We start from the raw sequence: 26,093 nt of genomic DNA, 5'->3' as shown, positions 1-26,093 counted from the left end.
GACGATGGGACTGGAAGAAAAACTACCGAGCGGCGTGCTGCTGAGCACCGTCGAAGGGCTGGCCGGGTTCATGCGCAAGGGTTCGCTGTGGCCCGCCACCTTCGGGCTCGCGTGCTGCGCGATCGAGATGATGGCCACCACCTCGGGCCGCTACGACCTCGCCCGCTTCGGGATGGAGGCGTTCCGGGCATCACCCCGGCAGGCCGATCTGATGATCGTGGCCGGCCGGGTGAGCCAGAAGATGGCGCCGGTGCTGCGGCAGATCTACGACCAGATGGCCGAACCGAAATGGGTTCTGGCGATGGGTGTCTGCGCGTCGTCGGGCGGAATGTTCAACAACTACGCCATCATTCAGGGCGTCGACCACGTGGTTCCCGTCGACATCTATCTGCCCGGCTGCCCGCCCCGGCCGGAGATGCTGCTCAACGCGATCCTCACCCTGCATCAGCAGATCCAGGAGATGCCGCTCGGCGTCGACCGCGAGCGCGCGATCTGGGCCGCCGAGAAGGCCGCGCTGCAGGCGAAGCCGACCATCGAGTTCACCGGGCTGCTCCGATGACCGGGGATGAGCGTGAGGTGATCGGTGTCCGGCGAGGGTTGTTCGGCGCCAAGGGTTCCGGCGACACGTCGGGCTACGGCGGACTGGTCACGCCGGTCACGTTGGCCGGTGCCTCGCCGCGCCCGTACGGCGGGTACTTCGACGAGATCGCCGACACCCTCGACGACGCGCTCACTCAGCGCGGGGTCGCCTACCACGACGCCGTCGAGAAGGTGGTGATCTACCGCGACGAGATGACCCTGCACGTCCGGCGCCGGTGCCTGCTCGTGGTGGCGCAGACGTTGCGCGACGATCCACGGCTGCGGTTCGAGCTGTGCCTGGGCGTGAACGGCGTGCATTACCCCGACGACGCCGAACGCGAACTGCACGCCTCCTATCCGCTGTCGTCGATCACGCACGGACGCCGGATCCGGCTGGAAGTGTCTGTCCCCGACCATGATCCGCACATCCCCAGCCTGTGCGAGGTGTATCCCACCAATGACTGGCACGAACGGGAGACCTACGACTTCTTCGGCATCATCTTCGACGGCCACCGGGCGCTGACCCGCATCGAGATGCCCGACGACTGGCACGGTCATCCGCAGCGCAAGGACTATCCGCTCGGCGGTGTCCCGGTGGAGTACAAGGGCGCTCGCATCGCGCCCCCGGACCGCAGGAGGTCGTACAAGTGACTACACTGGACTCCGGAAACGACGCCCGGCCCGAACGGGTGTTCACCATCTCGGGTCAGGACTGGGACGACCTTGTCAACTCGGTACGCGAGCGCGCCGCCGCCCAGCCGGGCGACGAACGCGTCGTGGTGAACATGGGTCCCCAGCATCCGTCGACGCACGGGGTGCTGCGGCTGATCCTGGAGATCGAGGGCGAGACGGTCATCGAGGCCCGCTGCGGAATCGGCTACCTGCACACCGGGATCGAGAAGAATCTCGAGTACCGCAACTGGACGCAGGGCGTCACCTTCGTGACCCGGATGGACTATCTGTCGCCGTTCTTCAACGAGACCGCGTACTGCCTGGGTGTGGAGAAGCTGCTCGGCATCACCGACGACATTCCGGAGCGGGCCACGGTGATCCGGGTGATGCTGATGGAGCTGAACCGGATCTCCTCGCATCTGGTGGCATTGGCCACGGGCGGAATGGAATTGGGTGCGGTCACCCCGATGTTCGAGGGTTTCCGGGAACGCGAGATGATCCTGGACCTGTTCGAGCACATCACGGGACTGCGGATGAATCACGCGTTCATCCGCCCCGGCGGGCTGGCGGCCGACATGCCCGACGACGGCATCGAGAAGGTGTCGGCCGTCGTCGACGCGCTGCCGGCGCGCCTGGCCAAGCTCAGCGACCTGCTCACCCACAACCCGATCTGGAAGGCCCGTACCCGCGACGTCGGGTACCTCGACCTCACCGGTTGTATGGCCCTGGGCATCACCGGGCCGGTGCTGCGCTCGACGGGCCTGCCGCACGATCTGCGCAAGTCGCAGCCGTACTGCGGTTACGAGAACTACGAGTTCGATGTCATCACCGCCACCACCTGCGACTCCTACGCCCGTTACCTGATCCGGGTGAAGGAGATGAGCGAGTCCCTCAAGATCGTGCGCCAGTGCCTGGACCGGCTCGAGCCCGGACCGGTGATGGTGGACGACCGCAAGATCGCCTGGCCCGCCGACCTGTCCCTCGGCCCCGACGGCCTGGGCAATTCGCCTGAGCATATCGGCGAGATCATGGGGTCGTCGATGGAATCGCTGATCCACCATTTCAAGCTGGTCACCGAGGGTTTCCGGGTGCCCGCCGGGCAGTGTTTCGTCGAGATCGAGTCCCCGCGTGGGCAACTCGGTGTGCACATGGTCTCCGACGGCGGCACCCGCCCGTATCGGGTGCATTTCCGCGATCCGTCGTTCACCAATCTGCAGGCGGTGGCGGCGATGTGCGAGGGCGGCACGGTCGCCGACGTGATCACCGCCGTCGCCAGTATCGACCCGGTGATGGGAGGGGTGGATCGATGACCGACCAGGTATTCCTCGGCAGCCAGATCAGTACTGGACCGAAAGAACCCGCAGCACAAGAACTTCCGGTAGGAGTTCCGCCGATAACCTTCGGCGGTCCCGACCACTACCCCGACGACGTCCTGCAGCGCCTCACGCAGGAGGCCGCTGCGATCATCGCCCGCTACCCGCAGTCCCGGTCGGCGCTGCTGCCCCTGCTGCATCTGACACAGTCGGTGGACACGTGCATCACCAATGCGGGCATCGAATTCTGCGCGGCCCAACTGGATCTGACAGCCGCACAGGTGGCCGCGGTGGCGACGTTCTACACGATGTTCCGGCGCACCCCGACCGGCGAATACCTGGTGGGCGTGTGCACCAACACGCTGTGCGCGGTGCTCGGTGGTGACGAGATCCTCGCCGCCGTCAAAGATCACCTCGGGATCAGGTGCGGCGACACCACTCCCGACGGCCGCATCACACTGGAACACGTCGAATGCAATGCGGCGTGCGATCATGCGCCGGTGGTGATGGTGAACTGGGAGTTCTTCGACGCCCAGGACCCGGAGTCCACCATCGAACTGATCGAGGACCTGCGCGCGGGCCTGAAAGTTCAGCCGTCCCGCGGCACCGGCGGCCTGTGTTCGTTCCGCCAGACCGAACGACTGCTCGCCGGGGTACCAGAGGAGCCGGGGCAGTGACCACGATCGCCGAGCCTCCCGATACCCGTGTGCTGAGCGCACATTGGGACGAGCCGGAATCCTGGACGCTGCGCAACTACCGCTCACACGGCGGCTACGACGGTGCCCGGGCGGCGTTCGCGATGTCACCCGACGAGGTCATCGAACTGGTGAAGGCATCGGGACTACGCGGGCGCGGCGGCGCCGGTTTCCCGGTCGGCATGAAGTGGTCGTTCATACCCCAATCCGACGACCCCGACGCCCCGCCGCACTATCTGGTGGTCAACGCCGACGAGTCCGAACCCGGCACCTGCAAGGACATGCCGCTGATGCTGGCCTCGCCGCACGCGCTGATCGAGGGCATCATCATCGCCTGCTACGCGATCCGTGCCGCCAACGCCTTCATCTACGTGCGCGGTGAGGTGGCGTCGGTGATCCGCAGGCTGCGCACCGCCGTCGCCGAGGCGTACGAGGCGGGTCTGCTGGGCCGTGACATCCTCGGTTCCGGTGTCGACGTCGAGCTCGTGGTGCACGCCGGTGCCGGTGCCTACATCTGCGGTGAGGAGACGGCGCTGCTGAACTCGCTGGAGGGCAGGCGCGGCCAGCCCCGGCTGCGGCCCCCGTTCCCCGCCGTCGCCGGTCTGTACGCGAGCCCGACGGTGGTCAACAATGTCGAATCCATCGCCAGCGTCGGCCCGATCCTGCGCAACGGCGTCGACTGGTTCCGCACGATGGGCACCGAGAAGTCGCCCGGCTTCACGCTGTACTCGCTGTCGGGGCACGTCACCCGGCCCGGCCAGTACGAGGCCCCGCTGGGAATCACCTTGCGCGAGTTGCTCGATCGCGCGGGCGGGGTGCGCGCGGGCCATCAGCTCAAGTTCTGGACGCCGGGCGGGTCGTCGACGCCGCTGCTCACCCCCGACCACCTCGATGTCCCGCTCGACTACGAGGGCGTGGGGGCGGCCGGATCGATGCTGGGCACCAAGGCATTACAGATCTTCGACGACACCACCTGCGTGGTGCGGTGCGTGAGCCGGTGGACCGAGTTCTACGCCCACGAATCGTGCGGCAAATGCACCCCCTGCCGGGAGGGCACCTACTGGCTGGTGCAGGTGCTGCGCCGCATCGAGGCCGGTGACGCCACGATGACCGACATCGACATGCTCGCCGACATCACCGACAGCGTCGTCGGAAAGTCGTTCTGCGCGCTGGGTGACGGCGCGGGGTCGCCGATCACCTCCTCGCTCAAGTACTTCCGCGACGAGTACGAACAGCACATCACCGGCGGTGGGTGCCCTTTCGATCACTCCAAGTCCACAGTTTTCCCGAGGCAGGCAGGTGTGCGATGACCGCTCTCGACGACCGCAAGGCCACCTCTACCACGCACCTCACCATCGACGGCACCGAGATCGAAGTCCCCAAGGGCACGTTGATCATCCGCGCCGCCGAACAGGCCGGAATCCAGATCCCCCGCTTCTGCGACCACCCGCTGCTCGCACCCGTCGGCGCCTGCCGGCAGTGCCTCGTCGACGTCGAGGGCCAGCGTAAACCGGTCGCCTCGTGCACCACCCCGGTCGCCGACGACATGGTGGTGCACACCCAGCACAGTTCGGAGGTGGCGGCGTCGGCGCAGCGCGGGGTGATGGAGCTGCTGCTCATCAATCACCCGCTCGACTGCCCGGTGTGCGACAAGGGCGGCGAATGTCCACTGCAGAATCAGGCGATGTCGTCGGGCCGGGCGCAGTCCCGGTTCATCGACACCAAACGCATCTTCGAAAAGCCCGTCGCGTTGTCGTCGGAGATCCTGCTCGACCGCGAACGCTGCGTGCTGTGTGCCCGATGCACCCGATTCTCCGACGAGATCGCCGGTGACCCGCTGATCGACCTGGCCGATCGTGGTGCGCTGCAACAGGTCAGCGCGTACGCCGAGCAGCCGTTCGAGTCGTACTTCTCCGGCAACACCGTGCAGATCTGCCCGGTGGGCGCGTTGACCGGCAAGGCCTACCGGTTCCGGGCCCGCCCCTTCGATCTGGTGTCGACGCCGAGCGCGTGCGAACACTGCGCGTCCGGCTGCGCCCAGCGCACCGACCACCGGCGCGGAAAGGTGTTGCGTCGCCTGGCCGGGGACGATCCCGAGGTCAACGAGGAATGGAACTGCGACAAGGGCCGGTGGGCGTTCACCTACACCACCGCCACCGACCGGCTGCGTCAGCCGCTGGTGCGTGGCACCGACGGTGAGCTGCACGAAACATCGTGGGGGCAGGCGCTGGCGGCGGCCGCGACCGGGCTGTCCGGCGCGATCCGCGACGGTGTGGGGGTGCTGACCGGCGGCAGACTCACCGTGGAGGACGCCTACGCCTACTCCCGGTTCGCGCGAACAGTGCTGCACACCAACGACATCGACTTCCGGGTACGCGAACACTCCGACGAGGAGACGGGATTCCTGGCGGCCCACGTCGCCGGGCGGGCCTTCGAGGTCACCTACGACGACCTGTCCGCGGCACCGTCGGTGCTGCTGGTCGGCTTCGAGCCGGAGGAGGAATCGCCGATCGTCTATCTGCGGCTGCGGCGGGCCGTGCGCACCGCCGGGTTGCGGGTGCACACCGTCGCCCCGTTCGTCTCCGCCGGTAACCGCAAGCTGAAGGCGTCGCTGGTCCAGACCCGGCCCGGTGGCGAGGCATCCGCCCTGAACACCGTGGACCGGCTTGTCGCCCAATCGGGTTCGATCATCATCGTCGGCGAACGCCTCGCCGCGACACCGGGCGGACTGTTCGCCGCGGCCGCTCTCGCCGGACGTACCGGGGCGTCGCTGGCGTGGATCCCGCGGCGGGCCGGTGATCGCGGCGCCGTCGAGGCCGGGGTGCTGCCCAACCTGCTGCCCGGCGGCAATCCGGTCAGCGATGCCGGGGCCCGGGCACGCTTCGCCAGGCTGTGGGGTGCATCCGATCTGCCTGCCACCCACGGTAGGCCCACCAGCGGCATCCTGGCCGCCGGCCGGTACGGGTACCTGTCGGGACTGATCGTCGCCGGCGTCGACATCGACGACCTGCCCGATCCGGCCGCCGTCGAGGCTGCGCTGGAGAACACGCCGTTCGTGCTGAGCCTGGAGACGCGGCGATCCCCGGTCACCGAACGCGCCGACGTGGTGCTGCCGGTGGCGGCGGTCGCGGAGAAGTCCGGAACGTTCGTCGACTGGGAGGGGCGGCCGCGCCGCTTCGCCGCCGCGCTCGGGGAGACGGGGATGCTCCCCGATCACCGGGTGCTCACCGCGCTCGCGCAGCGTCTCGGCGTCGACCTCGACTGTGACAGCGGCACCGCGATCGGCCGCCAACTCGCCGACATCACCCCGTGGTCGGGACCGCGCCCGGTGATCGAATCCGACCTGTCGCCCACCCGGCGGCGCCCCGCGGCGGGCGAGGCGATCCTCGCGTCGTGGCGCATGCTTCTCGACGCCGGACGGTTGCAGGACAACGAACCACATCTCGCCGGAACCGCGCGCAGGCCGGTGGCGCGGCTGTCGGCGAAAACCGCGGGCGAGATCGGTGCCCTGCCCGCCGGACGGGTGACGGTGTCGACGCTGTACGGCGCCATCTCGCTGCCGCTCGAACTCGACGACCTGCCCGACAGGGTGGTGTGGCTACCGCTCAATTCACCCGGCTCCCAGGTGTACCGGACGCTGCGGGTGGGCGTGGGGCAGGTGGTGTCCATCAGTCCCGATACCTCCGCCACACCCGGGTCCGGCGACGGGAGCCTGAGATGAGCACGCACGCAGTGGCCACCGACTTCCCGGAACTGTCCGAGTTCGGGCACGACCCGTGGTGGCTGGTTCTCGGCAAAGCGGTGGTGGTGTTCGCGTTCCTCGTGCTCACCGTGCTGGTGGCGATTCTGCTGGAACGAAAAGTGATGGCCCGCATGCAGTCCCGCACCGGCCCCAACCGGGTGGGGCCGCGCGGCATGCTGCAGAGCGCCGCCGACGGGGTGAAACTCGCGCTCAAAGAGGGCATGATCCCCACCGCCGTCGACAAACCGATCTACCTGCTGGCCCCGATCATCGCGGTGATCCCGGCGATCACGGCGTTCGCGGTGATCCCGTTCGGGCCGACGGTGTCGGTGTTCGGGCATCACACCCCGCTGCAGCTCACCGACCTGCCCGTCGGGGTGCTGTACATCCTGGCGATGACGTCGATCGGGGTGTACGGGATCGTGCTGGCCGGCTGGTCGTCAGGGTCGACATATCCGTTGCTGGGCGGACTGCGGTCGACGGCGCAGGTGATCTCGTACGAGATCGCGATGGGTTTGGCCTTCGCGGCGGTGTTCCTCGAATCGAGCAGCCTGTCGACGTCGGGCATCGTGGCCGCCCAGGGCGATCGCTGGTACATCCTGCTGCTGTTGCCGTCGTTCCTGATCTACACGATCTCGATGGTCGGTGAGACCAACCGCGCTCCTTTCGATCTGCCCGAGGCCGAGGGTGAGCTGGTGGGCGGTTTCCACACCGAATACTCCTCGCTCAAGTTCGCGATGTTCATGCTCGCCGAATACATCAATATGGCGACGGTGTCGGCGCTGGCCACCACCCTGTTCCTGGGCGGCTGGCAGGCACCGTGGCCGCTGAGCCTGCTCGGCTTCACCAATTCGGGCTGGCTGCCGGTGCTGTGGTTCGTGATCAAGGTGTGGGCGTTCCTGTTCGTGTTCTTCTGGCTGCGCACCACGCTGCCGCGGCTGCGCTACGACCAGTTCATGAATCTGGGCTGGAAGGTCCTCATCCCGATCTCGCTGGCGTGGGTGATGATCGTCGGCGTCATCCGGGTGGCCACCGCCGATTCCGATGCCTGGGTGGGCGAGACGGTGCTGATCGTCGTCGGGCTGATCGTGGCCACCGCAACCTGTTACGCGGTCACCCTCCCGCTGCGGGCCGCCACCCCGGACTCGCCCGCACCACCGCCGCCGACGTTCGACCCGATGGCGGGTGGCTTCCCGGTGCCGCCGCTGCCCGGCCAACAAGCAACCGACCAACCTGTGAAGGAGCGTCTGTAGCCATGAGTGACTCCACACGACCCGCACCACTGAAAGCCCTGGCCGGTTTCGGGGTCACCTTCGGCGGGATCTTCACCGAATCCATCACCGAAGAATACCCGGAGGTCAAACGGCCGCCCGCGCCGCGCTATCACGGCCGCCACCAACTCAACCGGCATCCCGACGGCCTGGAGAAGTGCGTCGGCTGCGAACTGTGCGCCTGGGCGTGTCCGGCCGATGCGATCTATGTGGAGGGCGCCGACAACACCGAGACCGAACGCTATTCGGTGGGGGAACGGTACGGCCGGGTGTATCAGATCAACTACCTGCGCTGCATCGGCTGCGGCCTGTGCATCGAGGCCTGCCCCACCCGGGCACTCACGATGACCTCGGAATACGAACTGGCGGACAACAATCGCGCCGACCTCATCTACGAGAAGGATCAACTGCTCGCCCCGCTGGAACCGGAGATGACGGCGCCGCCGCACGCGATGGTCCCCGGCGCCACCGACGAGGACTACTACCAGGGCCGGGTCCGGCCATGACCCCGGCAGATCACGCGGGGTTGCTCGCCCTCGCCGCGGAACGGACGTCGACCGGTGAGGCCGTGCAGTTCTGGGTGCTCGGCACCGTCGCCGTCCTCGGTGCACTCGGCGTGGTAGCCGCCACCAAGGCCGTGTATTCGGCGATCTTCCTGGCCACCACCATGATCGTGCTCGCCGTGTTCTATGTGGCGCAGGGGGCGTTGTTCCTGGGTGTGGTGCAGGTGGTGGTGTACACGGGTGCGGTGATGATGCTGTTCCTGTTCGTGCTCATGCTGATCGGTGTCGACTCCTCCGATTCGCTGCGAGAGACGTTGCGCGGGCAGCGAACCGCTGCCGTGCTCATCGCCGCGGGGTTCGCCACGCTGCTGTGCGCGGGTATTGCGAACGCGACCGTGGTGGCGACGGCCGGCACCGAACCCGTCCCGATCGCCGCGTCGGGCGTCGGGTCGGTGGAGGAGATCGCGCGGCTGATCTTCGTCGAATACCTGTGGGCGTTCGAGCTGACGGGCGCGCTGCTGATCACCGCCACCCTCGGCGCGGTGGTACTCGCGCACCGGGAACGGTTCGGGCCCAAACGCACTCAGCGCGAGGTGTCGATCGAGCGGTTCCGGCGCGGCGGCAACAGCACTCCCCTGCCCAATCCCGGTGTGTACGCGCGGCACAACGCCGCCGACACCCCGGCCAGACTTCCCGACGGCACCCTCGCCAAGCTGTCCGTGCCCGGCCATGTGATCACCAAGAAGGTCGACACCGCCGGCACACGACCGGAGCAGGTGCACTCATGAATCCCGAGAACTACCTGTACCTGAGCGTCATCCTGTTCTCGATCGGCGCGGCCGGGGTGCTGGTGCGGCGCAATGCGATCGTCGTGTTCATGTGTGTGGAGCTGATGCTGAACGCCGCCAATCTGGCGTTCGTGACGTTCGCCCGCATGCAGCACAGCACCAACGGTCAGGTTATCGCGTTCTTCACGATGGTGGTGGCCGCCGCCGAAGTCGTCGTCGGCCTGGCGATCATCATGACGATCTTCCGGTCGCGCCGGTCGGCATCCGTCGACGACGCGGATCTGTTGTCCCGCTAGCTCTCACGCTGGATCTGCTCTGCCGCAAGGAGGTAAGTGCCGATGGGTGCCACGGCGACCGCGAACCTGCTCTGGTTGATCTTCTGCCTGCCACTGGCCGGCGCGGCCATCCTGCTGCTCGGCGGCCGACGCACCGACCCGTGGGGCCACCTGCTCGCGACCGTCCTCGCCGGGGCGTCGTTCGTGTTGTGCCTGCTCATGTTCACCGGCATGGTGGGCCGCGACGCCGACCGCCGAGGCGTGCACGACGTGCTGTTCAGCTGGGTGCCGGTCACCGAGCTCGACGTCGACTTCGGTCTGCAACTCGACCAGCTGTCGGTGTGTTTCGTCCTCCTGATCACCGGTGTGGGCACCCTGATCCACGTCTATTCGATCGGCTACATGGAGCACGATCCCGATCGGCGACGGTTCTTCGCCTATCTGAACCTGTTCCTGGCGGCGATGCTGATCCTGGTGCTCGCCGACAACTATCTCGGCCTGTATCTCGGCTGGGAGGGTGTGGGTCTGGCGTCGTATCTGCTGATCGGGTTCTGGCAGCACAAGCCGTCGGCGGCCACTGCCGCCAAGAAGGCGTTCGTGGTCAACCGGGTCGGCGACATCGGGCTGGCCGTCGCACTCATGTTGATGTTCAACGCGTTCGGGTCGGTGTCGTTCACCGCGGTCTTCGACGGCGCTCCCGACGCAGGCGACGGTGTGCTCACCGGGATGGGTTTCATGCTGCTGCTGGCCGCCTGCGGCAAGTCGGCGCAGGTGCCGCTACAGTCGTGGCTCGGCGATGCGATGGAAGGTCCCACCCCGGTGTCGGCGCTCATCCACGCCGCCACCATGGTCACCGCCGGCGTGTACCTGATCACCCGCTCCGGACCGATCTTCGAGCTCGCCCCGGCCGCGCAGACCGGTGTCGTGGTGGTCGGTGCGGTGACGCTGCTGTTCGGCGCGATCATCGGCTGCGCCAAGGACGACATCAAGAAGGCCCTCGCGGCGTCGACGATGAGCCAGATCGGGTACATGGTGCTGGCCGCCGGACTCGGGCCCGCCGGCTACGCATTCGCGATCATGCACCTGCTGACGCACGGCTTCTTCAAGGCCGGGCTGTTCCTGGGGGCCGGGTCGGTGATGCACGGGATGAACGACGAGACCGACATGCGGCGCTACGGCGGGCTGCGGACCGTCATGCCGATCACCTTCGTCACCTTCGGCGTCGGCTATCTGGCGATCATCGGGGTGCCACCGTTCGCCGGGTTCTTCTCCAAGGACCACATCATCGAGGCCGCGTTCGCCGAAGGCGGGGTGCGGGGAATGATTCTCGGTTCGGCGACACTGCTCGGTGCCGGGATCACCGCCTACTACATGACCCGCGTCATGCTCCTCACCTTCTTCGGGCCCAGGCGCTGGGCCACGGAGGCGCACCCCCACGAATCGCCCGGTTCCATGACGTGGCCGATGATCATCCTGGGTATCGGCTCGGTCGCAGCCGGCGGCCTGCTGGTGTTCGGCGACGGCCTGCCCGGCTGGCTCGAACCCGTTGTCGGCGAACACCACAGCGAGCTCGCCATCCCGGTGTGGTCGATGACGCTGATCGTGCTGGCGGTGGTGGCCGTGGGCGTGGGCATCGCGTGGCGGCAGTGCTCCGGCGAGGTACCGGTGGTGGCACCGGAGGACGTGTCGCCGCTGACGATCGCCGCCCGCCGCGACCTGTACGGCGACGCTCTCAATGAGAACCTGCTGATGCGGCCCGGGCAGCAGCTCACCGCCGCACTGGTGGGGGTCGAGGAAGGCGGCATCGACGCCTCCACCGAATCGGCCGGGCGCGGCATCGGCGCGCTGTCGCAACATATCCGGGGCTGGCAGAACGGGTTCGTCAGATCGTATGCGCTCTCCACGTTTGCCGGTGCGGCAATCGTTCTCGCGACAACCTTGGCGGTGGTGTGGTGATGGGCTGGCTCACTGTTCTCTGGCTCGTTCCCGCGGTCGCCGCCGCCGGTGTCGTGGCGATCCCCTCGTCGCGCGCCGAAACCGCCAAATGGGTGGGCATGGCCGCGGCGATGATCACCCTCGGCATCGCGGGCGGACTGGCCGCCGCCTTCGACACCTCGTCGTCGGCGCCGCGTTATCAGTTCACCGAAAGTCACAGCTGGATACCCACATTCGGCGCCGGTTACGACCTCGGTCTCGACGGTATCGGCCTGGTGATGGTCCTGCTCACCGCCGCCCTGCTCCCCCTGCTCCTGCTCGCCACCTGGAATGACGCTGATTCCCCTTCGCCGGTTGAGGTGCGACGATCCGCTAGGCGAGGAGCCTCGAAACCCGGTGAGACAGAGATGTCATCTCACGAGGTTTCGAGGCTCGTCGCTAACGCTCCTCACACCTCAACCGGCGAAGGGGTGACCTCTCGGATCGGCGGTGTACAGACGTATGTGGCGCTGATCCTGGCCGTCGAGGCGATGGTCCTGATGAGCTTTGTGGCCCTGGACATTCTGTTGTTCTACATCTTCTTCGAGGCCATGCTCATCCCGATGTACTTCCTCATCGGCGGCTTCGGAGTCACCGCGAACCGGTCGGCGGCGGCACTGAAGTTCCTGCTGTACAACCTGTTCGGCGGGTTGATCATGCTGGCCGCGGTCGTCGGGCTGTACATGGTCACCGCCCGCTCCGACGTCGGCGGCACCTTCAATCTGCCCGCCGTCGCCGAGGCCGCCGCGGCCGGGCAACTCGATGCCGGGTCCGGCCTGCTCAAGGTCCTGTTCCTCGGGTTCATGTTCGCGTTCGCCGTGAAGGCGCCGCTGTGGCCGTTCCACACGTGGCTGCCCGACGCGGCGGTCGCCGCCACCCCGGCGAGCGCGGTGCTGATGATGGCGATCGTCGACAAGGTGGGAACCTTTGCGATGCTGCGGTTCTGCCTGCAACTGTTCCCCGACGCGGCATCGTACTTCGCACCCGTCATCGCGGCGCTGGCGGTGGTCGGCATCATCTACGGCGCGATCCTGGCGATCGGGCAGACCGACGTGATGCGGCTGATCTCCTACACGTCGATCTCCCACTTCGGGTTCATCATTCTGGGGATTTTCGCGATGACCTCGCAGTCGCAGGCGGGCGCCACCCTGTACATGGTCAATCACGGGATCTCGACCGCCGCACTGTTCCTGATCGCCGGGTTCCTGGTGTCGCGGCGCGGCAGCCGGTTGATCGCCGACTTCGGCGGCGTACAGAAAGTGGCGCCGGTCCTGGCGGGAACGTTCCTAGTCGCCGGGCTCGCGACACTGTCGCTGCCGGGTCTGGCACCATTCATCAGCGAATTCCTGGTGCTCATCGGCACCTACCAGCGGTTCCCGATCGCGGCAGTCGCGGCGACCGCCGCGTTGGTACTGGCGGCGATCTACATCCTGTGGACCTATCAGCGGATGATGGGCGGGCCGGTGCGGACACCGAACGTCCCTGCCCGGGAAGGGCCGGGCACACAACGTGATCCGTCCCGGACCATGCGGGACATGCTGCCGCTGGAGAAGATCGTGATCGTGCCGATGCTGATCGCCCTCGTGGGTCTCGGGATCTACCCGAAACCGGTCCTCGACGCCGTCACACCGGCCGTCCAGCACACCGTGACCATGACCGAGCCGGGAGGCGAGCGATGAACTTCAGTGCTTCAGGCGTTTCCTACGAGGCACCGAGCATCGCCTACGGGGCGCTCTCACCGATGCTGATCGTGCTGGGCGCCGCCGTCGTCGGCGTCCTGCTGGAGGCGGTGATTCCTCGCGCACAACGGTTCCGGGTGCAACTCGCGCTGGCGCTGGTGGCGATCGTCGCGGCGTTCGCGGCGCTCATCGCGGTGGCCTCGGCCAAGTCCGGCGGGGTGACCACCGTCGCGGGTGCCGTCGTGCTCGACCGTCCGGCGATGTTCCTGCAGGGCACGGTGCTGTTGGTATCCCTGGTGGCGGTGGCGTTCATGGGTGAACGCCGCCTCGAACGAGTGGTCAGGCAGCCCGAATTGGTGGGTGCCGCTTCGGGTTCGGGGCCTGGCGGCAGTGGCCCGGGCGACATCACCGACGCCGACATGTTCACCCCCTCGGGTGCGTCGGTGCCGGGCAGCGACGCCGAATACGAGGCGACCCGAGCCGGCGGGGTGACCACCGAGGTGTTCCCGCTGGCACTGTTCGCCGTCGGCGGCATGATGCTGTTCGGCGCGTGCGGTGACCTGCTGACGATGTTCGTCGCGCTGGAGGTGATGTCGCTGCCGCTGTACCTGCTGTGCGGGCTGGCCCGGCGGCGTCGGCTGATCTCGCAGGAGGCGGCGCTCAAGTATTTCCTGCTGGGCGCGTTCGCGTCCGCGTTCTTCCTGTTCGGTGCGGCGTTCGCCTACGGCGCCACCGGAACACTGGACCTGACCGGGATCAACGCCTCCGTCATCGAGTCCGACGACCGCTCGCTCGCGGTGATCGGCTTCGCGCTCGTCGCGGTGGGCCTGCTGTTCAAAGTGGGTGCGGTGCCGTTCCATTCGTGGGTTCCCGACGTGTACCAGGGTGCGCCGACACCGATCACCGGTTTCATGGCCGCGGCCACCAAGGTCGCCGCGTTCGGCGGTCTGCTCCGCGTCTGCTATCTCGGTTTCGGTGGGATCCACGACGATTGGAAGCCCATCCTGTGGGTGGTGGCGATCGCGACGATGCTCGTCGGCGCCGTCATGGCCGTCACCCAGTCCGACATCAAACGCATGCTCGCCTACTCGTCCATCACCCACGCCGGCTTCCTGTTGCTCGGCGTGATCGCCCTCGACGAGCACGGCGTCTCGGCCACCCTGTTCTACCTTGCGGTATACGGCTTCTCGACGCTCGGCGCGTTCGCCACCATTTCCGTTGTCCGCGAACCCGACCGCCCCGTCGGCCCGCACCTGTCCGGCCGTGAGGCCACCGACATCTCCCAGTGGGCGGGTCTGGGCAAACGCTATCCCCTTGTCGGGGCGATGTTCTCGATGTTCCTGCTCGCCTTTGCCGGCATCCCGCTGACGAGCGGTTTCATCGCCAAGTTCGCAGTCTTCTCCGCAGCCGCCGGCTCCGGCGCCGGAGTCCTCGTGGTGATCGGTGTCCTCTCCAGCGCCATCGCCGCCTACTTCTACATCCGCATCATCATCGCGATGTTCTTCACCGACCCACCCGACGACCCGCCCCACATCGTGCGCCCCAGCATCCTCACCACCGCCGGCATCGCCGTCTGCACCGCCGTCACCATCATCCTGGGCATCCTCCCCCAACCCCTCCTCGACCTCGCCGAACGCGCAGCCGAGTTCACAACCCTGTCGTAGCATCTATCGAGCGGAATCCTTACAGCGAACCAGTTCACCGAACAGCGCCTCAACCGTCGCCAGTCGCCCTGCACCATCGGGCCAATCCGAAGCATCGACGTCGAAATGGTTGGCAAGTAGCCCAGTGTCCATCGAGCCCAGCCTCGAACATAACTGCATCAGTTCATCGCGACTCAGCAGTTGCCCCATGTCGCGTCCCAAGACGGCCGCAGCAGCAGTGTGCGTATTGAAGTTGTGTTCCTCCATGGCCCAGAACGCCTCTCCCCACAGGCGATCAACTCGGTTCGCATACCAGTGAACGCATAGCGCAAGGTCCGGCGCGTCCTTGTACTCAAACTTGCGAATCCGGTCGAGCCACGAATGCGTCTTCAGGACAGCGTATCCCGATGGAGTCGGCAGCCGGATCATCAAGTTCTCGTCGATGTACAGCTGCTCGGCCGCCCGGAATACGTCCGCGAAACCATGCACGTTGAGCTCTATGTCCCCCGCGGTCCTTCCGATCCACCCCGGCGGTCTCTCGATCGGACCGAACGGCACGATGTCCGTTGGAATGCCGGACACCATCATGCGTTGCCACGCGGAGCTTCCAGTGCCGAAGCGCTCGTGCAGTCGATCGAATACCGCCCAGTCCTCTATGGCGATCGCCAGGTCGGTATCACTTGTGCGCCGGAGGACTGCGGGGCTGCCGAATTCCCGGCCGTGCAGAATGTTCCGGCAACGTGCCCCGACCAACATGATGCGGTCAGGTTCGACGCATTCCGCGATCGCCCCCACGACGCGCGCTACGTCCGCATACTCCCGATAGTCGACTCCACCGACCTGATCCACCGAGCCCTCACTTCCCCCGCGGCCTCCCGTTGACGCCCCTCGTTCGCGCCGATCAGGTCGGCATAAACGATCGGCGCGGGAGCCGCCCCCTCATGGATTCCCGGCAGATCTTGCCAGAATTTGTGCCGTAGCCGAATATTCGGTGTCTCACTACGGCGCCAACGGTTCACCCGAATGAGATCCGTGGGCAATCCTTCTCGATCATCAGTATCGACATACGCAGTCAGGGTCGGGCCGTCGACAATCAGTTCGGGAACGGCCTGCTCACCGCTCAGTAGCAGTTCTATCCCTTCGGGGACTACCGGCGCGACCGTCCCTTCTCCGCCAAAAGGTGTCGGCACCTGGGCGGCGTAGGAGGGCGCCCACAACCCGAGAAGCGCATCGAGGTCTCCCGGTCGCCTGCCTCCGGAACCGTCCTCGACAAATCCCATACCTGCCAGGTCATCGATAACCGTCTTGACCAATCCCAGCGACGTCCCCGAGCAGTGGGCGACTGTGCGAAACGGTTCACGAAGGAGATCGGGCCGCGCCAGGATCGCCGCGATGACCTGAGACTTCTTTCTGGTGAACAGAGTTGTCGAACGATGCCGGGTCCGGGGAGCGCCGCCTACCCCTGCGGGCCGCTTCCGTCCTTGCACATCGACGAAAAGGCCGGGCCAGCGGATGTGGGCATTGCCCGGTCCGTCGACATACCAGACTCCCGCGGTGCGGAGCGCTTCAGCGCTTCGAGGGTGAACGTAATCGGTGATCAGCAATAGGCGATCATCCGCTCCGTGCTCGATGCGTCGCAGGTCGGCCGTCTTGAACGACGGCTGGTACAGACCTTCTATGGGGACCCGCTCACCATCCGGCATTCGGAAGGTCAGTGCGCGACGCTCGGATGCTCGAAGGTCATCCAGTGCGTCCTCGGCCACCGACACACCGAAGTCATCGAGGTACCCCCGGACCTCGTCGGCCAGGTCGTCCGGTAGCACTTCCCGCATGTGTTCACTATAACTGCGTGTTCAGAAATTCTGAACACGCAACTAAACTGAACATTCACGTCGGGCTCGGCGCTTGATGCCGTGCGGGCCACGCACCGGCCGGAAGACGCCGGTCTGGACACATTTGTCACGCGCCTGTTGATCGAAGCCGTCGAAGGGTGCGGCATCCGGCACTGGGCGCGCATCGACAGCTGGGACGGCGCGACCGCGGCAGACATCACCGATCTCGGCGGCGAAACGTTCCGCCTCGACGCCGGCACCATCGGCCCGACACTCGACAACTTCGTCGCCGGAGGCCCCCGCCGTGAGCCACTGGATGTCGACAGCTACATCGACATCGCGGACGAGATCATTCAGACCGCCCTGTTCGGGTGCGTGATCTACCGGACCACGGTGCGTCGCCGTCCTCACATCGAAGCCTGACCCGTCAGCCCGATGCCAGCCCCCGGATCGATGCTGCGGTGATCGTTGCTATGACGACGGGGTCCGCCTTCTCCTTGGTCATCAGCCAGCGGTAGATGATCGGGCCGAGTACGAGGTCGCGGACCATGCCGGCGTCGAGGGATTCATCGACGGCACCGGCGTCGATGGCGCGGCCGATCATGCGGTCCAGGAGGGCCCCGCGCGGGCGCAGGTAGTCGGCGACGAGTTCGGCGAGTTGGTCGTCGTGCAGGGCGTGTGCGTGCAGTTCCATGATGACGGGCGAGTGGTCGTCGGCGACGAAGGCCAGCAGGAACTCCGACACCGACCGGGTCAGGTCGTCGAGCGGATCGCCGCCGGTGTGTTCGGGGATCGGCGGGACCACCGAGGTGATGGCGTCGACGGCGAGACTCGCCTTGGTGTGTCCGCGCCGGTACAGCGTCGATCGGGGTACTCCCGCGCGGGTGGCGACCGCGCTGATCGACAAGCCGTGGTAGCCCTCCGCGGCCAGCAACCCGAGGACCGCGGCGTCGACCCGGCGGCTGATATCCGCTTCGGGTGGTCGCCCGGGGCGGCTGCCTGCTGCTTCTTGCATGACAGCCAGTCTGTCATTACGCTCCATCCTGTTGCATATTTAGCGCGGCCGATCCCGAGGGAGTTCTCCATGCGTCGTACCGTTCTGGGATTGGCAGCTTGCACGCTGGCGGCAATCGTCTCGCTACATAGCCCGACGGCGGAGGCCGCCACAGCATGCGATTCCGCCCGCGTCACGATCCTGAAGAGCACACCCGTCCCCGCGCTCGGCTGGACCGAGAACGTCGCCTACGACCACGACGGATCACTGTGGGTCACCAGGACCGCGCTGAGCGAGGTACAACGCCTCGACCCCCGGGGCCGCGTCACCAGGTCGGTGACGGTTCCGCTGCCCGGCGGCATCGCACCAGGTCCAGACGGCGACCTGTATGTCACCTCATTCAGCCAGGAGATCACCGGGGTGCTCAGCACGGGCAAGATCTACCGGTTCGATCCCGATGCGGCACAACCGAAACCGAGGATCTACACCCGAGGCCTCGGCTTCCCCAACGGACTCGCCTTCGACGCGCAGGGCAACGCCTACGTCGGCGACACCTGGCAGGGCGTACTCAAGGTCCTGCCGGACGGACAGGTCGACCGGCGCTGGTCGGCGCGGGCGCCGCGCAACCTCGCACCCACCGCCACCGTCAACGGTTCGAGCATGAACGGCGTGGCCGTCGACGGCGACACCCTGTACGTCACGATGACCACGAGCCTCACCGGACGGGTGCTGAAAGTACCTCTCGCCCATCCCGATCGAGTCGCCGTCGGCGTGGATGTGACCGCCCCGCTGCCGGGGATCGTCGACGATCTGGCCGTCGTCGCGCCGGGTAGGCTTGCCGTCGCCACCACCACGGGACAGCTGATCATCGCCGACACCGCAACCCGCCGCTCGTGCGTGGTTCAGCTCGGCCAGCCCGCCACCTCGGTCGCCGTCAATCCCACGGACACAACCGAATTCGCCCTCGGCACCGAACTCGGCGCCGTCCTCCGCGTCACCGTGAAGTAATTTCCGCCGTCACTCGAAGCGGGCGGCCGTCCACTCCAGGAGCTGAGGAATCAACGGCGATTTCGCTTCGACCAGGTCGACATGGCCGAGCCCGGGATAGGTGCGGTAGTCCACCTGGTGGCCGGCTTTCCGGATCGTGTCGACGTACTCACGTTGGGCCGCAGGGGTGATCAGACCGTCGGCCTCACCCTGACCGATCAGCAGCGGCACCCCGATCGTGGGCGGGGGCACGTTCTGCGCCAGGCGCTTACCGAGTGCACCGCGGGTCGGATCGCTCACGAAGATATCGGGATCCCTGGTGAGCGACAGCGCCGAGAGCACCGACACCAGCACGCCCGGCCCGGACAGGCAGCGTTGCGACATGGCCCGCACGATCGGTTCGGCGCCGGGACGGATCGCACCGTGCCAGGTGACATCGGGATAGGTGGCGATGTACGCGGCGACCGCGAACGACGAGAACACGCTGCCGCCGGTGACATTCGGGAGGTTGCCGATCAGGCCGGGCAGGTTCGACGCCGGTGCCAGCGCGGCGACGCCGCCGAGCGTGACGTCCGGTGCATACGACGGGGCGAGCGCCCCGGTCCACAGCGCGGCACCGCCACCCTGGGAGTGGCCCCACACGACTGTGTCGGCACCGAGATCGGCCGGTTTCAGCGAGCGTGCCGCCCGGACCGCGTCGAGTGAGGCGTGCGCGCTGTCGACACCGATCAGATAGGGGTGGGGCCCCTTGGTGCCGAGGCCGATGTAGTCGGTGGCCACCATCGCCCATCCGCGCTTGATGATCTCAGGCAGAACGAACATCGCGCCGGATTCGAAGGGCTGCGCCAGCAACGACGGCGCGCAGGGCTGGGCGTAGCCGGTGGTGCCGTGGTTCCAGTCGATCACCGGCCACCGGCCGGCACCGTTCTTGGGCACCACCACGAGGGCACTGGCTACCGCCGGTGACCCGTCGCCGCGGGTCGTCGAGTACAGGATGCGCCAGGCTCTCGCGTCCGGGGGGACCTCACGGGTGAACGACGCGGAACGGATCAGGACGCCGGGCGTCTCCGGGATATTCTTTGGCGCGCTGTAGAAGTCGTCGACATCAGGGGTGTCGGAACGCACGTTGACGCTGATCACGACGGCGCCGACGGCGATCGCGACCGTGACGAGCGCGGTGACCGTCCGGACAAAACGTCGTGCCCGTCCCGGCCGCCGCAACGGCTCCGGGTCGCCGGGGCGCCATGCACGGCGCAGTTCGGCCAGCCCGGTCATGATCAGCCAGGCCCCGAACACCACCGCCGTGACCACCAGCGTGATGTCGGACCAGAGCACTGCCAGCAGCCCGAACGCGATCGACGCGACACCGAAAGCGCCCGAAGCGATTCGGGAATCGACGGTGCCCTGACCACGCAGTGCGGTCACCACCTGCCGCACACCCCGTACCACCAGCGCCACGGCGATGATGACGACGAGCACACGCAGCGTGAAGCCGCCGAACGCCACGATCACCACGCCCGCGGCAATCCACGCCAGGGTTTCGGCGACACGCCACCAGCGCGGCTGGTCGTCGTCCTCCTCGGTCAGCACGAGAACGCCCTGCAGGACGAAGCCGGCGCCGATGAACCACACCAGCGCGCCGAGAGACGCGATCGGCCTGGAGATCAGGTAGATGCCGAGGGCGATCGCGACGGCCGCCAGGACGGCGCGCAGCCACCGGGGAGGGTCAAGGCGACTCGTCACACGCCACAGCGATCGGCCCGGGGTCGGGTGGCTGCTCAAGAACGATCGCTGTCAGCGCAAGGTGTCCGCATCGCGCAAGCATATGCCGCGGCGCCGGTATTCCGGAGTTCGATCCACGAACCGGTGAGCGGGACTCCGGCCGGGCGGGCGACAACTGCGGGCGTAGTTTCGGGGCGGTGTTGAAGACTCGATTCACCGAAACCTTCGGGGTACAGCACCCCGTCGTCTGCGGCGGCATGACGGCCGTCGGCAAGGCCGAACCTGCCCGTGCATGGAATCTGTCATGTAAAAGACCTGTGATCTGTCAATCAGTACACCCGGTATCTGTAAAGTACAAACATGGTGGAGTACCGGAGACGGATCATCGATGACGAGCTCGACGAGGTTTTCGGTGCACTCGCGGCAATCAGTATCGACGGCTCTGCCCGACTACGTCCGTGAGATCGTCTCGTCGGGATTTCCAGGAATCCGCGACCTGCCAGATCGCGCGCGGCGCCTGGCGCTCGACGGCTACCTGACCCGCATCGTCGACCGCGATATGGCTGAGCAAGGCCACCGAGTACGCGCGCCCGCGGCATTGCGTGCCTGGCTGCGGGCATACGCTCAGGCCACTGCGTCGACGGCGAGCTACACAACGATCCTTGACGCGGCGACCGTCGGCGACGCCGATAAGCCGAGTCGGCCAACGACGATCGCCTATCGCGATGTCCTCACGCAGTTATGGCTACTTGACCCCGTCGAGGCTTGGCGCCCTTTCGGGTTCAACCTCGGCAGGCTCGGTAAAGTGCCCAAACATCACCTGGCCGACCCGGCGCTTGCCGCACGGTTGATGGACCTCGACGAAAGCGCCCTGCTGGAGTTGCGTGGCCATGCGATGCTGGGTGCCCAGTCAGGTGCAGCTCTCGGCAGACTCTTCGAGAGCCTGGTCACTCTCAGCATGCAGACGTACGCCCAAGCCGCGGAAGCTCGCCTGTGGCATCTCCGTGATCAGGCCGGCCTTCATGAGGTTGACCTGATCGTCGAAGCGCGTAATCGTATCGTGGCTTTCGAGGTCAAATTGTCCGCGTCCGTAAGCGATGCGGATGTCAAGCACCTTCTGTGGCTGCGAAGCCGGATCGGCGACGGACTGGCCGACGCAGTGATCATCACCACCGGGCAATCGGCCTATCGTCGCGCCGACGGCGTCGCTGTCGTACCGCTCGCCCTACTCGGACCATGACCCGGGGTAACAGACACCAAAGGGCCCCTACCTATGCAAGTAGGGGCCCTTCGTCTGCGGTGGCGAGGGGATTTGAACCCCTGGTACGGGGTTACCGTACACAGCATTTCGAGTGCTGCACCTTCGGCCGCTCGGACACGCCACCGCGGAAAACTGTACCGCAGGTGCACCCGAGCGTGAAATTGCCTGGTCAGGCCGGTGAATCGGGCTTGTTGCCGCCGAGCTTGCCGATCTTCTCCTGCGCTGCGCTCACCGCACCCTGCACCTTTTCATTGGCGGCGAGCTCGCCGAACTTCTGCTGCGCGACACCCAGTGCACCGGCGACCTTCTCATTGGCGGCGAGCTGGCCGGCCTTCTGCTGTGCGGCCCCGATCGCCCCGATGACCTTCTCGTTGGCCGCGAGTTCCCCGATCTTCTGCTGCGCGACACCCAGCGCGCCGGCGACCTTCTCGTTGGCGGCGAGTTCCCCGAGCTTGCCTTTGGCTACGTTCAGGGCTTCGTTGACTTTGTTGGTGGCGTCCGACATGGCTTCTCCTCAGCTTGTTCGGCGCACTTCTACGCGCGCCGGTGACGTCTGGACTCCTCCAATGTGCCACAGATCGCCGCTCACCTGCGGGTCTGGCGGGTTTCGCGTCGCACCGCGAAAAACTCCCGCATCAGGTGTATCGCGTCGTCGGCGAGGACCCCGCCGATCACCTCGGGCCGGTGCGTGAGCCGCGGGTCGCGCACCACATCCCACAGCGACCCGACAGCCCCGGTCTTGGGTTCCCACGCCCCGAACACCAGCCGGCCCACTCTGGACAGGGTGATGGCACCGGCGCACATCGTGCACGGTTCGACGGTGACGACGAGGGTGCAGCCCGGCAGCCGCCACCCGTCACCGAACGCGGCCGCCGCCGCCCGCAACGCGAGGACCTCGGCGTGTGCGGTGGGATCGCCGTCGGCTTCGCGGTGGTTGGCGGCGCGGGCCAGTTCGACGCCCTCGGGGTCGTAGACGACAGCACCGATCGGCACGTCGTCGGCCCCCGACAGCGATGCCGCGTCGAGGGCGGCGCGCATCATCGTCTCCCACGGCCCGGGCGGTGGCTCCCGGCCGGCCACGCCGGTCAGCGTCCCAGCGTGTCGAGGACCTTGGACAGCTGGTCGGAGAAGCCGAGCCGGGCGGCGATCATGCCGACCTGTTCGTCGGCGTACAGGTCGGTGTCGCCGACGATGATCGACAGCACCGCGTCGGGCAGCCCCAGGTCGGCGAGCACCCCGAGGTCGCCCTCCTCCCACGGGTCGACGTCGTCGATCTCGTCGGGGTCGATGTCGGGGACCTCGACGTTGAGGGCGTCGAGAACGTCGACGGCGATGTCGTAGTCGACGGCGGCGGTGGCATCGGACAGCAGCAACTGCGAGCCGCCGGGCGCCGGGCGGACGATGATGAAGAACTCGTCGTCGACGTTGAGCAGACCGAACACCGCGCTGGTCGCGCGCAGCGCTCTCAGTTGCCGTTCGGCGTCGGCCAGATCGGTGAGCGCGGACGGTTCGAGAGCGGTGACGTTCCACCGCGTGTCCTCGCGGACGACGGCCACCGCGAAGCCGTCGATGTCGTCGCCTGTGGTCGCACTGTTCGTGTTGTCGGCCCCGCGGGACCCATCGCCTTTACCGGCAGCAGCCATGCAGGTCACGGTATCCCCATTGGCGGGTGGTTCCCAAGTTTTGCTGTGCATTCCGGCCGCCGGCACCGACGTGCGAGAGTGGAACGGTGACCGACAACGATGCGCCGCCCTCGCCCACGACCGCTGTAGCGCCCGGCGCGGTGTGCGTTCTGGGTTTGGGACTGATCGGCGGGTCGTTGCTGCGGATGCTGTCCGGGACCACCGAGGTGTTCGGCTGGAACCGGTCGGCGGCGACGGTCGAGGCCGCCCTGGCCGATGGCTACGACGTGTCGGCGGATCTGCCCGGCACCTTGCGGCGGGCCTCCGAGTCCGACGCGGTGATCGTGCTGGCGACGCCGGTGACCACGCTGTCCGGGCTGGTCGCCGCGATCGCCGAACACGCCCCGGACACTCTGCTCACCGATGTGGTGAGCGTGAAGGAACCGGTGGCCCGGATCGTCGCGGCCGGCCATCCGTCGGCGCGGTACGTGGGCGGGCACCCGATGGCCGGCACCAGCCAATCGGGCTGGTCGGCCACCGATCCCCGTCTGTTCCGGGGTGCGATGTGGATGGTGTCGACGGGTGACGGCACCGATGCCGGCGACTGGCTGCGGGTGGCGTCGATCGCGCTGGCCGCCGGTGCGACGGTGGTGCCCGCCGCCGACGACGCCCACGACCGTGCGGTGGCCGCGATCTCGCATCTGCCGCACCTGATGGCAGCGACGACGGCCGCCGTCGGTGCCGGGGAGAGCGGCCTCGCACTCCGGCTGGCAGCCGGCAGTTTCCGCGACGGTACCCGTGTCGCCGGGACCGCACCGGCGTTGCAGCGCGCGATGCTCGAAGCCAACGACGCGGCACTGCTGAACGTGCTCAGCGAGGCCATCGACCGGCTCACCCACATCCGCGACGACCTGCGCGACCGCGGCAGCGTAGAGATCCTCGTCGACGACGGTCACCGGGCCCGGCTCGCCTACGAGGCCATCGCCTCGACAACACCGGAACCGATCACCGGCGTCACGATCGGCACACCCGGCTGGCAGCAGGAACTACGCCGCCAGGCACACGCGGGCAAGGTCTGGGTGGGCTGACAGGGGGTCAGACCCGTTCGGACAGTCCCTCGTAGTTGATGACGAAACCGTTCTCGTCGAACGTGACGGTGGAGCTGGCGACCGGGCCCTCGAGCGAGACCTGGTTGCCCTTGAGCTTGGTGTACTTCATGGTGGCCGCCTCGACCCGGGCCTCGGGCAGGTACAGGTACACCACCGGCACCTCGGCGTGCTCGCCTGCGGGAACCCGGCGCCCGGCCCGGAACGCGTAGCGGCGGATGGGCAGCGCGTTGAACATCGGCGACAGCGCCATGTCGATGTCCTCGGCGCCGTTGAAGTCGCTGCGGATGGTGCCGTCGGCGGTCTGGACGAGCCAGTTGTGCTCGCCGTCGCGGTTGATGGCCAGCTGCGATTCACCGCTGGCGCGCACGAGGTGCACGGAGAAACGTTTGGTGACGCCCTCGTCGTTGGTGATCAGCTCGTACGACGCGGAGAACGCCTCCTTGTCGTCGTGTGCGGCGGCGATGATGCGGCCGTACGCCTTGATGCGGGCACCGCTGACGTAAAGGCGCACCTGTTCGAGCCGGATGGCGTCGAGACCGCGCCAGGTGACCATGGTCCGGAACTCACCACCGCCCGGGGACGTCGGGGTAGCGGAGGACGTCGTCGGGCTCTGCTGGGCTGCTTGCGGAGAACTCACTTCTCTACGTTAGCGATATCCGGGCTGCTCACGCCAGACATGCGGCGGTCCGCCGCGACGATTGGGTGGAGACATCGTCGTGTGCCACCACCTGGCCGTCGACGAGGATGGCACACGACACCGAGCTTCCCGAGGTGGCGACCACCAGCAGCCGCAGGGGTGCACCGGTGCCGGTGAAGGTGACCTTCCATTCCGGTTCGGAGATGACGTCGGTGCGGGTACCGGTGTCGTCGCTGTAGGCGAGCACTCCGACACCGTTGATGGTGGCCTGGTAGACCACGCTCTTGCCTGCCGAGTCGACGGTCGCGCCACGCTTGGTGGGGGTGTCGGGGACCGTCGGGTAGGGCGGTGCGGTGTCGGTGATCCAGGTGTCGGAGGTGTCGACGGACGGCAGCGTGATCTCCTCCGGCCCGTCGGACAGCACGTTGCGGGCCATCAGGATGGTCGCGGCACCGAGCACGGCGATGACGACGAGGTACACCGCCGCCTTCCACACGCCGCCCTGCCGGGGTTGGGCGCGATGGGACACCGGGCCGGGGGCGGCATGCAGGTCGTCGGCCGCGGGGGTTCCCGGGGCGATGGCACCGATGCCGGTGGGCACGTGCGACGGCCGGGCGGACTGCTGCCCCGGAAGGTACTGCGGGGTGCCGTCGTCGGTGTACCCGAGCGGCGGATAAAACTGCGGTCCGACCGGCTGCAGGTATGACCGTTCGGCGTCGTTCAGATCGGGGGGCGTCGGCTGTCGTTGCGTCATCGCCTGCCTCCTGCCGCGTGTGCTGTCCCGGTCCCTGCCTG

Annotated in this window: 24 protein-coding genes, 1 tRNA gene and 1 pseudogene; 16 read left to right on the top strand and 10 right to left on the bottom strand. The window is 67.2% G+C overall.

The genetic code is table 11. The features are described 5' to 3' along the window. Positions 1 to 4: 4 nt before the first annotated feature. The 12 genes and pseudogenes from GOAMR_RS06255 to nuoN all read left to right on the top strand — a co-directional run bounded on the left by GOAMR_RS06255 (position 5) and on the right by nuoN (position 15,155). Positions 5 to 559 carry a NuoB/complex I 20 kDa subunit family protein gene (locus GOAMR_RS06255; protein WP_005184272.1) on the top strand — a complete coding sequence of 185 codons (555 nt, stop codon included), beginning with the start codon at positions 5 to 7 and terminating at the stop codon, positions 557 to 559. After that, positions 556 to 1,230, top strand: coding sequence for an NADH-quinone oxidoreductase subunit C (locus GOAMR_RS06250; protein WP_005184269.1), 675 nt, complete (start codon positions 556 to 558; stop codon positions 1,228 to 1,230). The genes GOAMR_RS06255 and GOAMR_RS06250 overlap by 4 nt, the downstream gene beginning before the upstream one ends. Continuing rightward, positions 1,227 to 2,561: an NADH dehydrogenase (quinone) subunit D gene (gene nuoD, locus GOAMR_RS06245; protein ID WP_005184267.1), complete on the top strand. Its 1,335-nt coding sequence runs from the start codon at positions 1,227 to 1,229 to the stop codon at positions 2,559 to 2,561. Before GOAMR_RS06250 ends, nuoD begins: the two co-directional genes overlap by 4 nt. Continuing rightward, positions 2,558 to 4,569, top strand: a pseudogene (nuoF, locus tag GOAMR_RS06235) (NADH-quinone oxidoreductase subunit NuoF). The gene nuoD and the pseudogene nuoF overlap by 4 nt, the downstream one beginning before the upstream one ends. Next, positions 4,566 to 6,980, top strand: coding sequence for an NADH-quinone oxidoreductase subunit G (locus GOAMR_RS06230; RefSeq protein WP_005184257.1), 2,415 nt, complete (start codon positions 4,566 to 4,568; stop codon positions 6,978 to 6,980). Before nuoF ends, GOAMR_RS06230 begins: the two are co-directional and overlap by 4 nt. Continuing rightward, positions 6,977 to 8,254, top strand: coding sequence for an NADH-quinone oxidoreductase subunit NuoH (gene nuoH / locus GOAMR_RS06225; RefSeq protein ID WP_005184254.1), 1,278 nt, complete (start codon positions 6,977 to 6,979; stop codon positions 8,252 to 8,254). The genes GOAMR_RS06230 and nuoH overlap by 4 nt, the downstream gene beginning before the upstream one ends. 2 nt (positions 8,255 to 8,256) lie before the next feature. Further along, the gene (gene nuoI / locus GOAMR_RS06220; RefSeq protein WP_005184251.1) at positions 8,257 to 8,778 is read left to right on the top strand and encodes an NADH-quinone oxidoreductase subunit NuoI; all 522 of its coding nucleotides are present in this window, start codon (positions 8,257 to 8,259) and stop codon (positions 8,776 to 8,778) included. Next, positions 8,775 to 9,563, top strand: coding sequence for an NADH-quinone oxidoreductase subunit J (locus tag GOAMR_RS06215; protein WP_050942604.1), 789 nt, complete (start codon positions 8,775 to 8,777; stop codon positions 9,561 to 9,563). Before nuoI ends, GOAMR_RS06215 begins: the two co-directional genes overlap by 4 nt. Continuing rightward, positions 9,560 to 9,859, top strand: coding sequence for an NADH-quinone oxidoreductase subunit NuoK (gene nuoK, locus GOAMR_RS06210; RefSeq protein WP_005184244.1), 300 nt, complete (start codon positions 9,560 to 9,562; stop codon positions 9,857 to 9,859). The genes GOAMR_RS06215 and nuoK overlap by 4 nt, the downstream gene beginning before the upstream one ends. 42 nt (positions 9,860 to 9,901) lie before the next feature. Next, entirely contained in the window at positions 9,902 to 11,794 is a 1,893-nt protein-coding gene (gene nuoL / locus GOAMR_RS06205; protein WP_005184241.1) for an NADH-quinone oxidoreductase subunit L, read from the top strand. Next, on the top strand, positions 11,794 to 13,491 hold the full coding sequence (locus GOAMR_RS06200) for an NADH-quinone oxidoreductase subunit M (protein WP_005184239.1): 1,698 nt from the start codon (positions 11,794 to 11,796) through the stop codon (positions 13,489 to 13,491). Before nuoL ends, GOAMR_RS06200 begins: the two co-directional genes overlap by 1 nt. Then, on the top strand, positions 13,488 to 15,155 hold the full coding sequence (nuoN, locus tag GOAMR_RS06195; RefSeq protein ID WP_005184237.1) for an NADH-quinone oxidoreductase subunit NuoN: 1,668 nt from the start codon (positions 13,488 to 13,490) through the stop codon (positions 15,153 to 15,155). The genes GOAMR_RS06200 and nuoN overlap by 4 nt, the downstream gene beginning before the upstream one ends. A 3-nt stretch (positions 15,156 to 15,158) precedes the next feature. On the opposite strand, the gene GOAMR_RS06190 is transcribed toward nuoN, so the two are convergent. After that, positions 15,159 to 15,983 carry a hypothetical protein gene (locus GOAMR_RS06190; protein WP_005184235.1) on the bottom strand — a complete coding sequence of 275 codons (825 nt, stop codon included), beginning with the start codon at positions 15,981 to 15,983 and terminating at the stop codon, positions 15,159 to 15,161. Next, a complete protein-coding gene (locus GOAMR_RS06185; RefSeq protein WP_005184233.1) occupies positions 15,938 to 16,966 on the bottom strand; it encodes a type IV toxin-antitoxin system AbiEi family antitoxin in 1,029 nt (342 codons plus the stop codon). The genes GOAMR_RS06190 and GOAMR_RS06185 overlap by 46 nt, the downstream gene beginning before the upstream one ends. 81 nt (positions 16,967 to 17,047) lie before the next feature. Here GOAMR_RS06185 and GOAMR_RS06180 point away from each other — a divergent pair, with 81 nt between their 5' ends. After that, on the top strand, positions 17,048 to 17,389 hold the full coding sequence (locus GOAMR_RS06180; protein WP_005184232.1) for a hypothetical protein: 342 nt from the start codon (positions 17,048 to 17,050) through the stop codon (positions 17,387 to 17,389). Between the two features lie 4 nt (positions 17,390 to 17,393). Here GOAMR_RS06180 and GOAMR_RS06175 read toward each other — a convergent pair whose 3' ends face one another. After that, entirely contained in the window at positions 17,394 to 17,981 is a 588-nt protein-coding gene (locus GOAMR_RS06175; RefSeq protein ID WP_244427281.1) for a TetR/AcrR family transcriptional regulator, read from the bottom strand. 69 nt (positions 17,982 to 18,050) lie between these two features. Here GOAMR_RS06175 and GOAMR_RS06170 point away from each other — a divergent pair, with 69 nt between their 5' ends. Beyond that, positions 18,051 to 18,968, top strand: coding sequence for an SMP-30/gluconolactonase/LRE family protein (locus GOAMR_RS06170; protein WP_005184226.1), 918 nt, complete (start codon positions 18,051 to 18,053; stop codon positions 18,966 to 18,968). Positions 18,969 to 18,977: 9 nt separating this feature from the next. Here the strand turns inward: GOAMR_RS06170 and GOAMR_RS06165 are convergent, their stop codons facing one another. Continuing rightward, positions 18,978 to 20,690: a lipase family protein gene (locus GOAMR_RS06165; protein ID WP_005184224.1), complete on the bottom strand. Its 1,713-nt coding sequence runs from the start codon at positions 20,688 to 20,690 to the stop codon at positions 18,978 to 18,980. Between the two features lie 367 nt (positions 20,691 to 21,057). On the opposite strand from GOAMR_RS06165, the gene GOAMR_RS06160 reads away from it, so the two are divergent. Further along, entirely contained in the window at positions 21,058 to 21,909 is an 852-nt protein-coding gene (locus GOAMR_RS06160; protein WP_050942601.1) for an ATP-binding protein, read from the top strand. A gap of 57 nt (positions 21,910 to 21,966) precedes the next feature. Here the strand turns inward: GOAMR_RS06160 and GOAMR_RS06155 are convergent. The 4 genes from GOAMR_RS06155 to GOAMR_RS06140 form a co-directional block, all read right to left on the bottom strand. Next, positions 21,967 to 22,054 (bottom strand) — tRNA-Ser (locus tag GOAMR_RS06155). A 45-nt stretch (positions 22,055 to 22,099) separates the two neighbouring features. Next, entirely contained in the window at positions 22,100 to 22,435 is a 336-nt protein-coding gene (locus GOAMR_RS06150) for a hypothetical protein (protein ID WP_005184219.1), read from the bottom strand. Between the two features lie 80 nt (positions 22,436 to 22,515). Then, on the bottom strand, positions 22,516 to 22,971 hold the full coding sequence (locus tag GOAMR_RS06145; protein ID WP_040514488.1) for a nucleoside deaminase: 456 nt from the start codon (positions 22,969 to 22,971) through the stop codon (positions 22,516 to 22,518). 44 nt (positions 22,972 to 23,015) lie between these two features. Further along, complete coding sequence (locus GOAMR_RS06140; protein ID WP_005184216.1) at positions 23,016 to 23,573, bottom strand: tRNA adenosine deaminase-associated protein; 558 nt, start codon at positions 23,571 to 23,573, stop codon at positions 23,016 to 23,018. An 86-nt stretch (positions 23,574 to 23,659) separates the two neighbouring features. Here GOAMR_RS06140 and GOAMR_RS06135 point away from each other — a divergent pair, with 86 nt between their 5' ends. Further along, entirely contained in the window at positions 23,660 to 24,640 is a 981-nt protein-coding gene (locus tag GOAMR_RS06135) for a prephenate dehydrogenase (RefSeq protein WP_005184214.1), read from the top strand. 7 nt (positions 24,641 to 24,647) lie between these two features. On the opposite strand, the gene GOAMR_RS06130 is transcribed toward GOAMR_RS06135, so the two are convergent. Continuing rightward, positions 24,648 to 25,214 (bottom strand): putative glycolipid-binding domain-containing protein, encoded by a 567-nt coding sequence (locus GOAMR_RS06130; protein WP_005184212.1) that lies wholly within the window; start codon positions 25,212 to 25,214, stop codon positions 24,648 to 24,650. 112 nt (positions 25,215 to 25,326) lie between these two features. Continuing rightward, positions 25,327 to 26,052 carry a hypothetical protein gene (locus tag GOAMR_RS25735; protein ID WP_005184211.1) on the bottom strand — a complete coding sequence of 242 codons (726 nt, stop codon included), beginning with the start codon at positions 26,050 to 26,052 and terminating at the stop codon, positions 25,327 to 25,329. Positions 26,053 to 26,093: the final 41 nt, after the last annotated feature.

The sequence above is a fragment of the Gordonia amarae NBRC 15530 genome, assembly GCF_000241345.1.
Classification (GTDB): Bacteria; Actinomycetota; Actinomycetes; order Mycobacteriales; family Mycobacteriaceae; genus Gordonia; species Gordonia amarae.
Note: the sequence above shows the minus strand (reverse complement) of the source record. Positions and strands in the feature narration are given on the sequence as shown.

Excerpts from the sequence above, each read along its gene's own strand:
- GOAMR_RS06255 (WP_005184272.1), top strand. The coding sequence starts at position 5 with ATGGGACTGGAAGAAAAACTACCGAGCGGCGTGCTGCTGAGCACCGTC.
- GOAMR_RS06250 (WP_005184269.1), top strand. The coding sequence starts at position 556 with ATGACCGGGGATGAGCGTGAGGTGATCGGTGTCCGGCGAGGGTTGTTC.
- GOAMR_RS06230 (WP_005184257.1), top strand. The coding sequence starts at position 4,566 with ATGACCGCTCTCGACGACCGCAAGGCCACCTCTACCACGCACCTCACC.
- nuoH (WP_005184254.1), top strand. The coding sequence starts at position 6,977 with ATGAGCACGCACGCAGTGGCCACCGACTTCCCGGAACTGTCCGAGTTC.
- nuoI (WP_005184251.1), top strand. The coding sequence starts at position 8,257 with ATGAGTGACTCCACACGACCCGCACCACTGAAAGCCCTGGCCGGTTTC.
- GOAMR_RS06215 (WP_050942604.1), top strand. The coding sequence starts at position 8,775 with ATGACCCCGGCAGATCACGCGGGGTTGCTCGCCCTCGCCGCGGAACGG.
- nuoK (WP_005184244.1), top strand. The coding sequence starts at position 9,560 with ATGAATCCCGAGAACTACCTGTACCTGAGCGTCATCCTGTTCTCGATC.
- nuoL (WP_005184241.1), top strand. The coding sequence starts at position 9,902 with ATGGGTGCCACGGCGACCGCGAACCTGCTCTGGTTGATCTTCTGCCTG.
- GOAMR_RS06200 (WP_005184239.1), top strand. The coding sequence starts at position 11,794 with ATGGGCTGGCTCACTGTTCTCTGGCTCGTTCCCGCGGTCGCCGCCGCC.
- nuoN (WP_005184237.1), top strand. The coding sequence starts at position 13,488 with ATGAACTTCAGTGCTTCAGGCGTTTCCTACGAGGCACCGAGCATCGCC.
- GOAMR_RS06185 (WP_005184233.1), bottom strand. The coding sequence starts at position 16,966 with ATGCGGGAAGTGCTACCGGACGACCTGGCCGACGAGGTCCGGGGGTAC.
- GOAMR_RS06175 (WP_244427281.1), bottom strand. The coding sequence starts at position 17,981 with ATGCAAGAAGCAGCAGGCAGCCGCCCCGGGCGACCACCCGAAGCGGAT.
- GOAMR_RS06170 (WP_005184226.1), top strand. The coding sequence starts at position 18,051 with ATGCGTCGTACCGTTCTGGGATTGGCAGCTTGCACGCTGGCGGCAATC.
- GOAMR_RS06160 (WP_050942601.1), top strand. The coding sequence starts at position 21,058 with ATGACGAGCTCGACGAGGTTTTCGGTGCACTCGCGGCAATCAGTATCG.
- GOAMR_RS06150 (WP_005184219.1), bottom strand. The coding sequence starts at position 22,435 with ATGTCGGACGCCACCAACAAAGTCAACGAAGCCCTGAACGTAGCCAAA.
- GOAMR_RS06145 (WP_040514488.1), bottom strand. The coding sequence starts at position 22,971 with ATGATGCGCGCCGCCCTCGACGCGGCATCGCTGTCGGGGGCCGACGAC.
- GOAMR_RS06140 (WP_005184216.1), bottom strand. The coding sequence starts at position 23,573 with ATGGCTGCTGCCGGTAAAGGCGATGGGTCCCGCGGGGCCGACAACACG.
- GOAMR_RS06130 (WP_005184212.1), bottom strand. The coding sequence starts at position 25,214 with ATGGTCACCTGGCGCGGTCTCGACGCCATCCGGCTCGAACAGGTGCGC.
- GOAMR_RS25735 (WP_005184211.1), bottom strand. The coding sequence starts at position 26,052 with ATGACGCAACGACAGCCGACGCCCCCCGATCTGAACGACGCCGAACGG.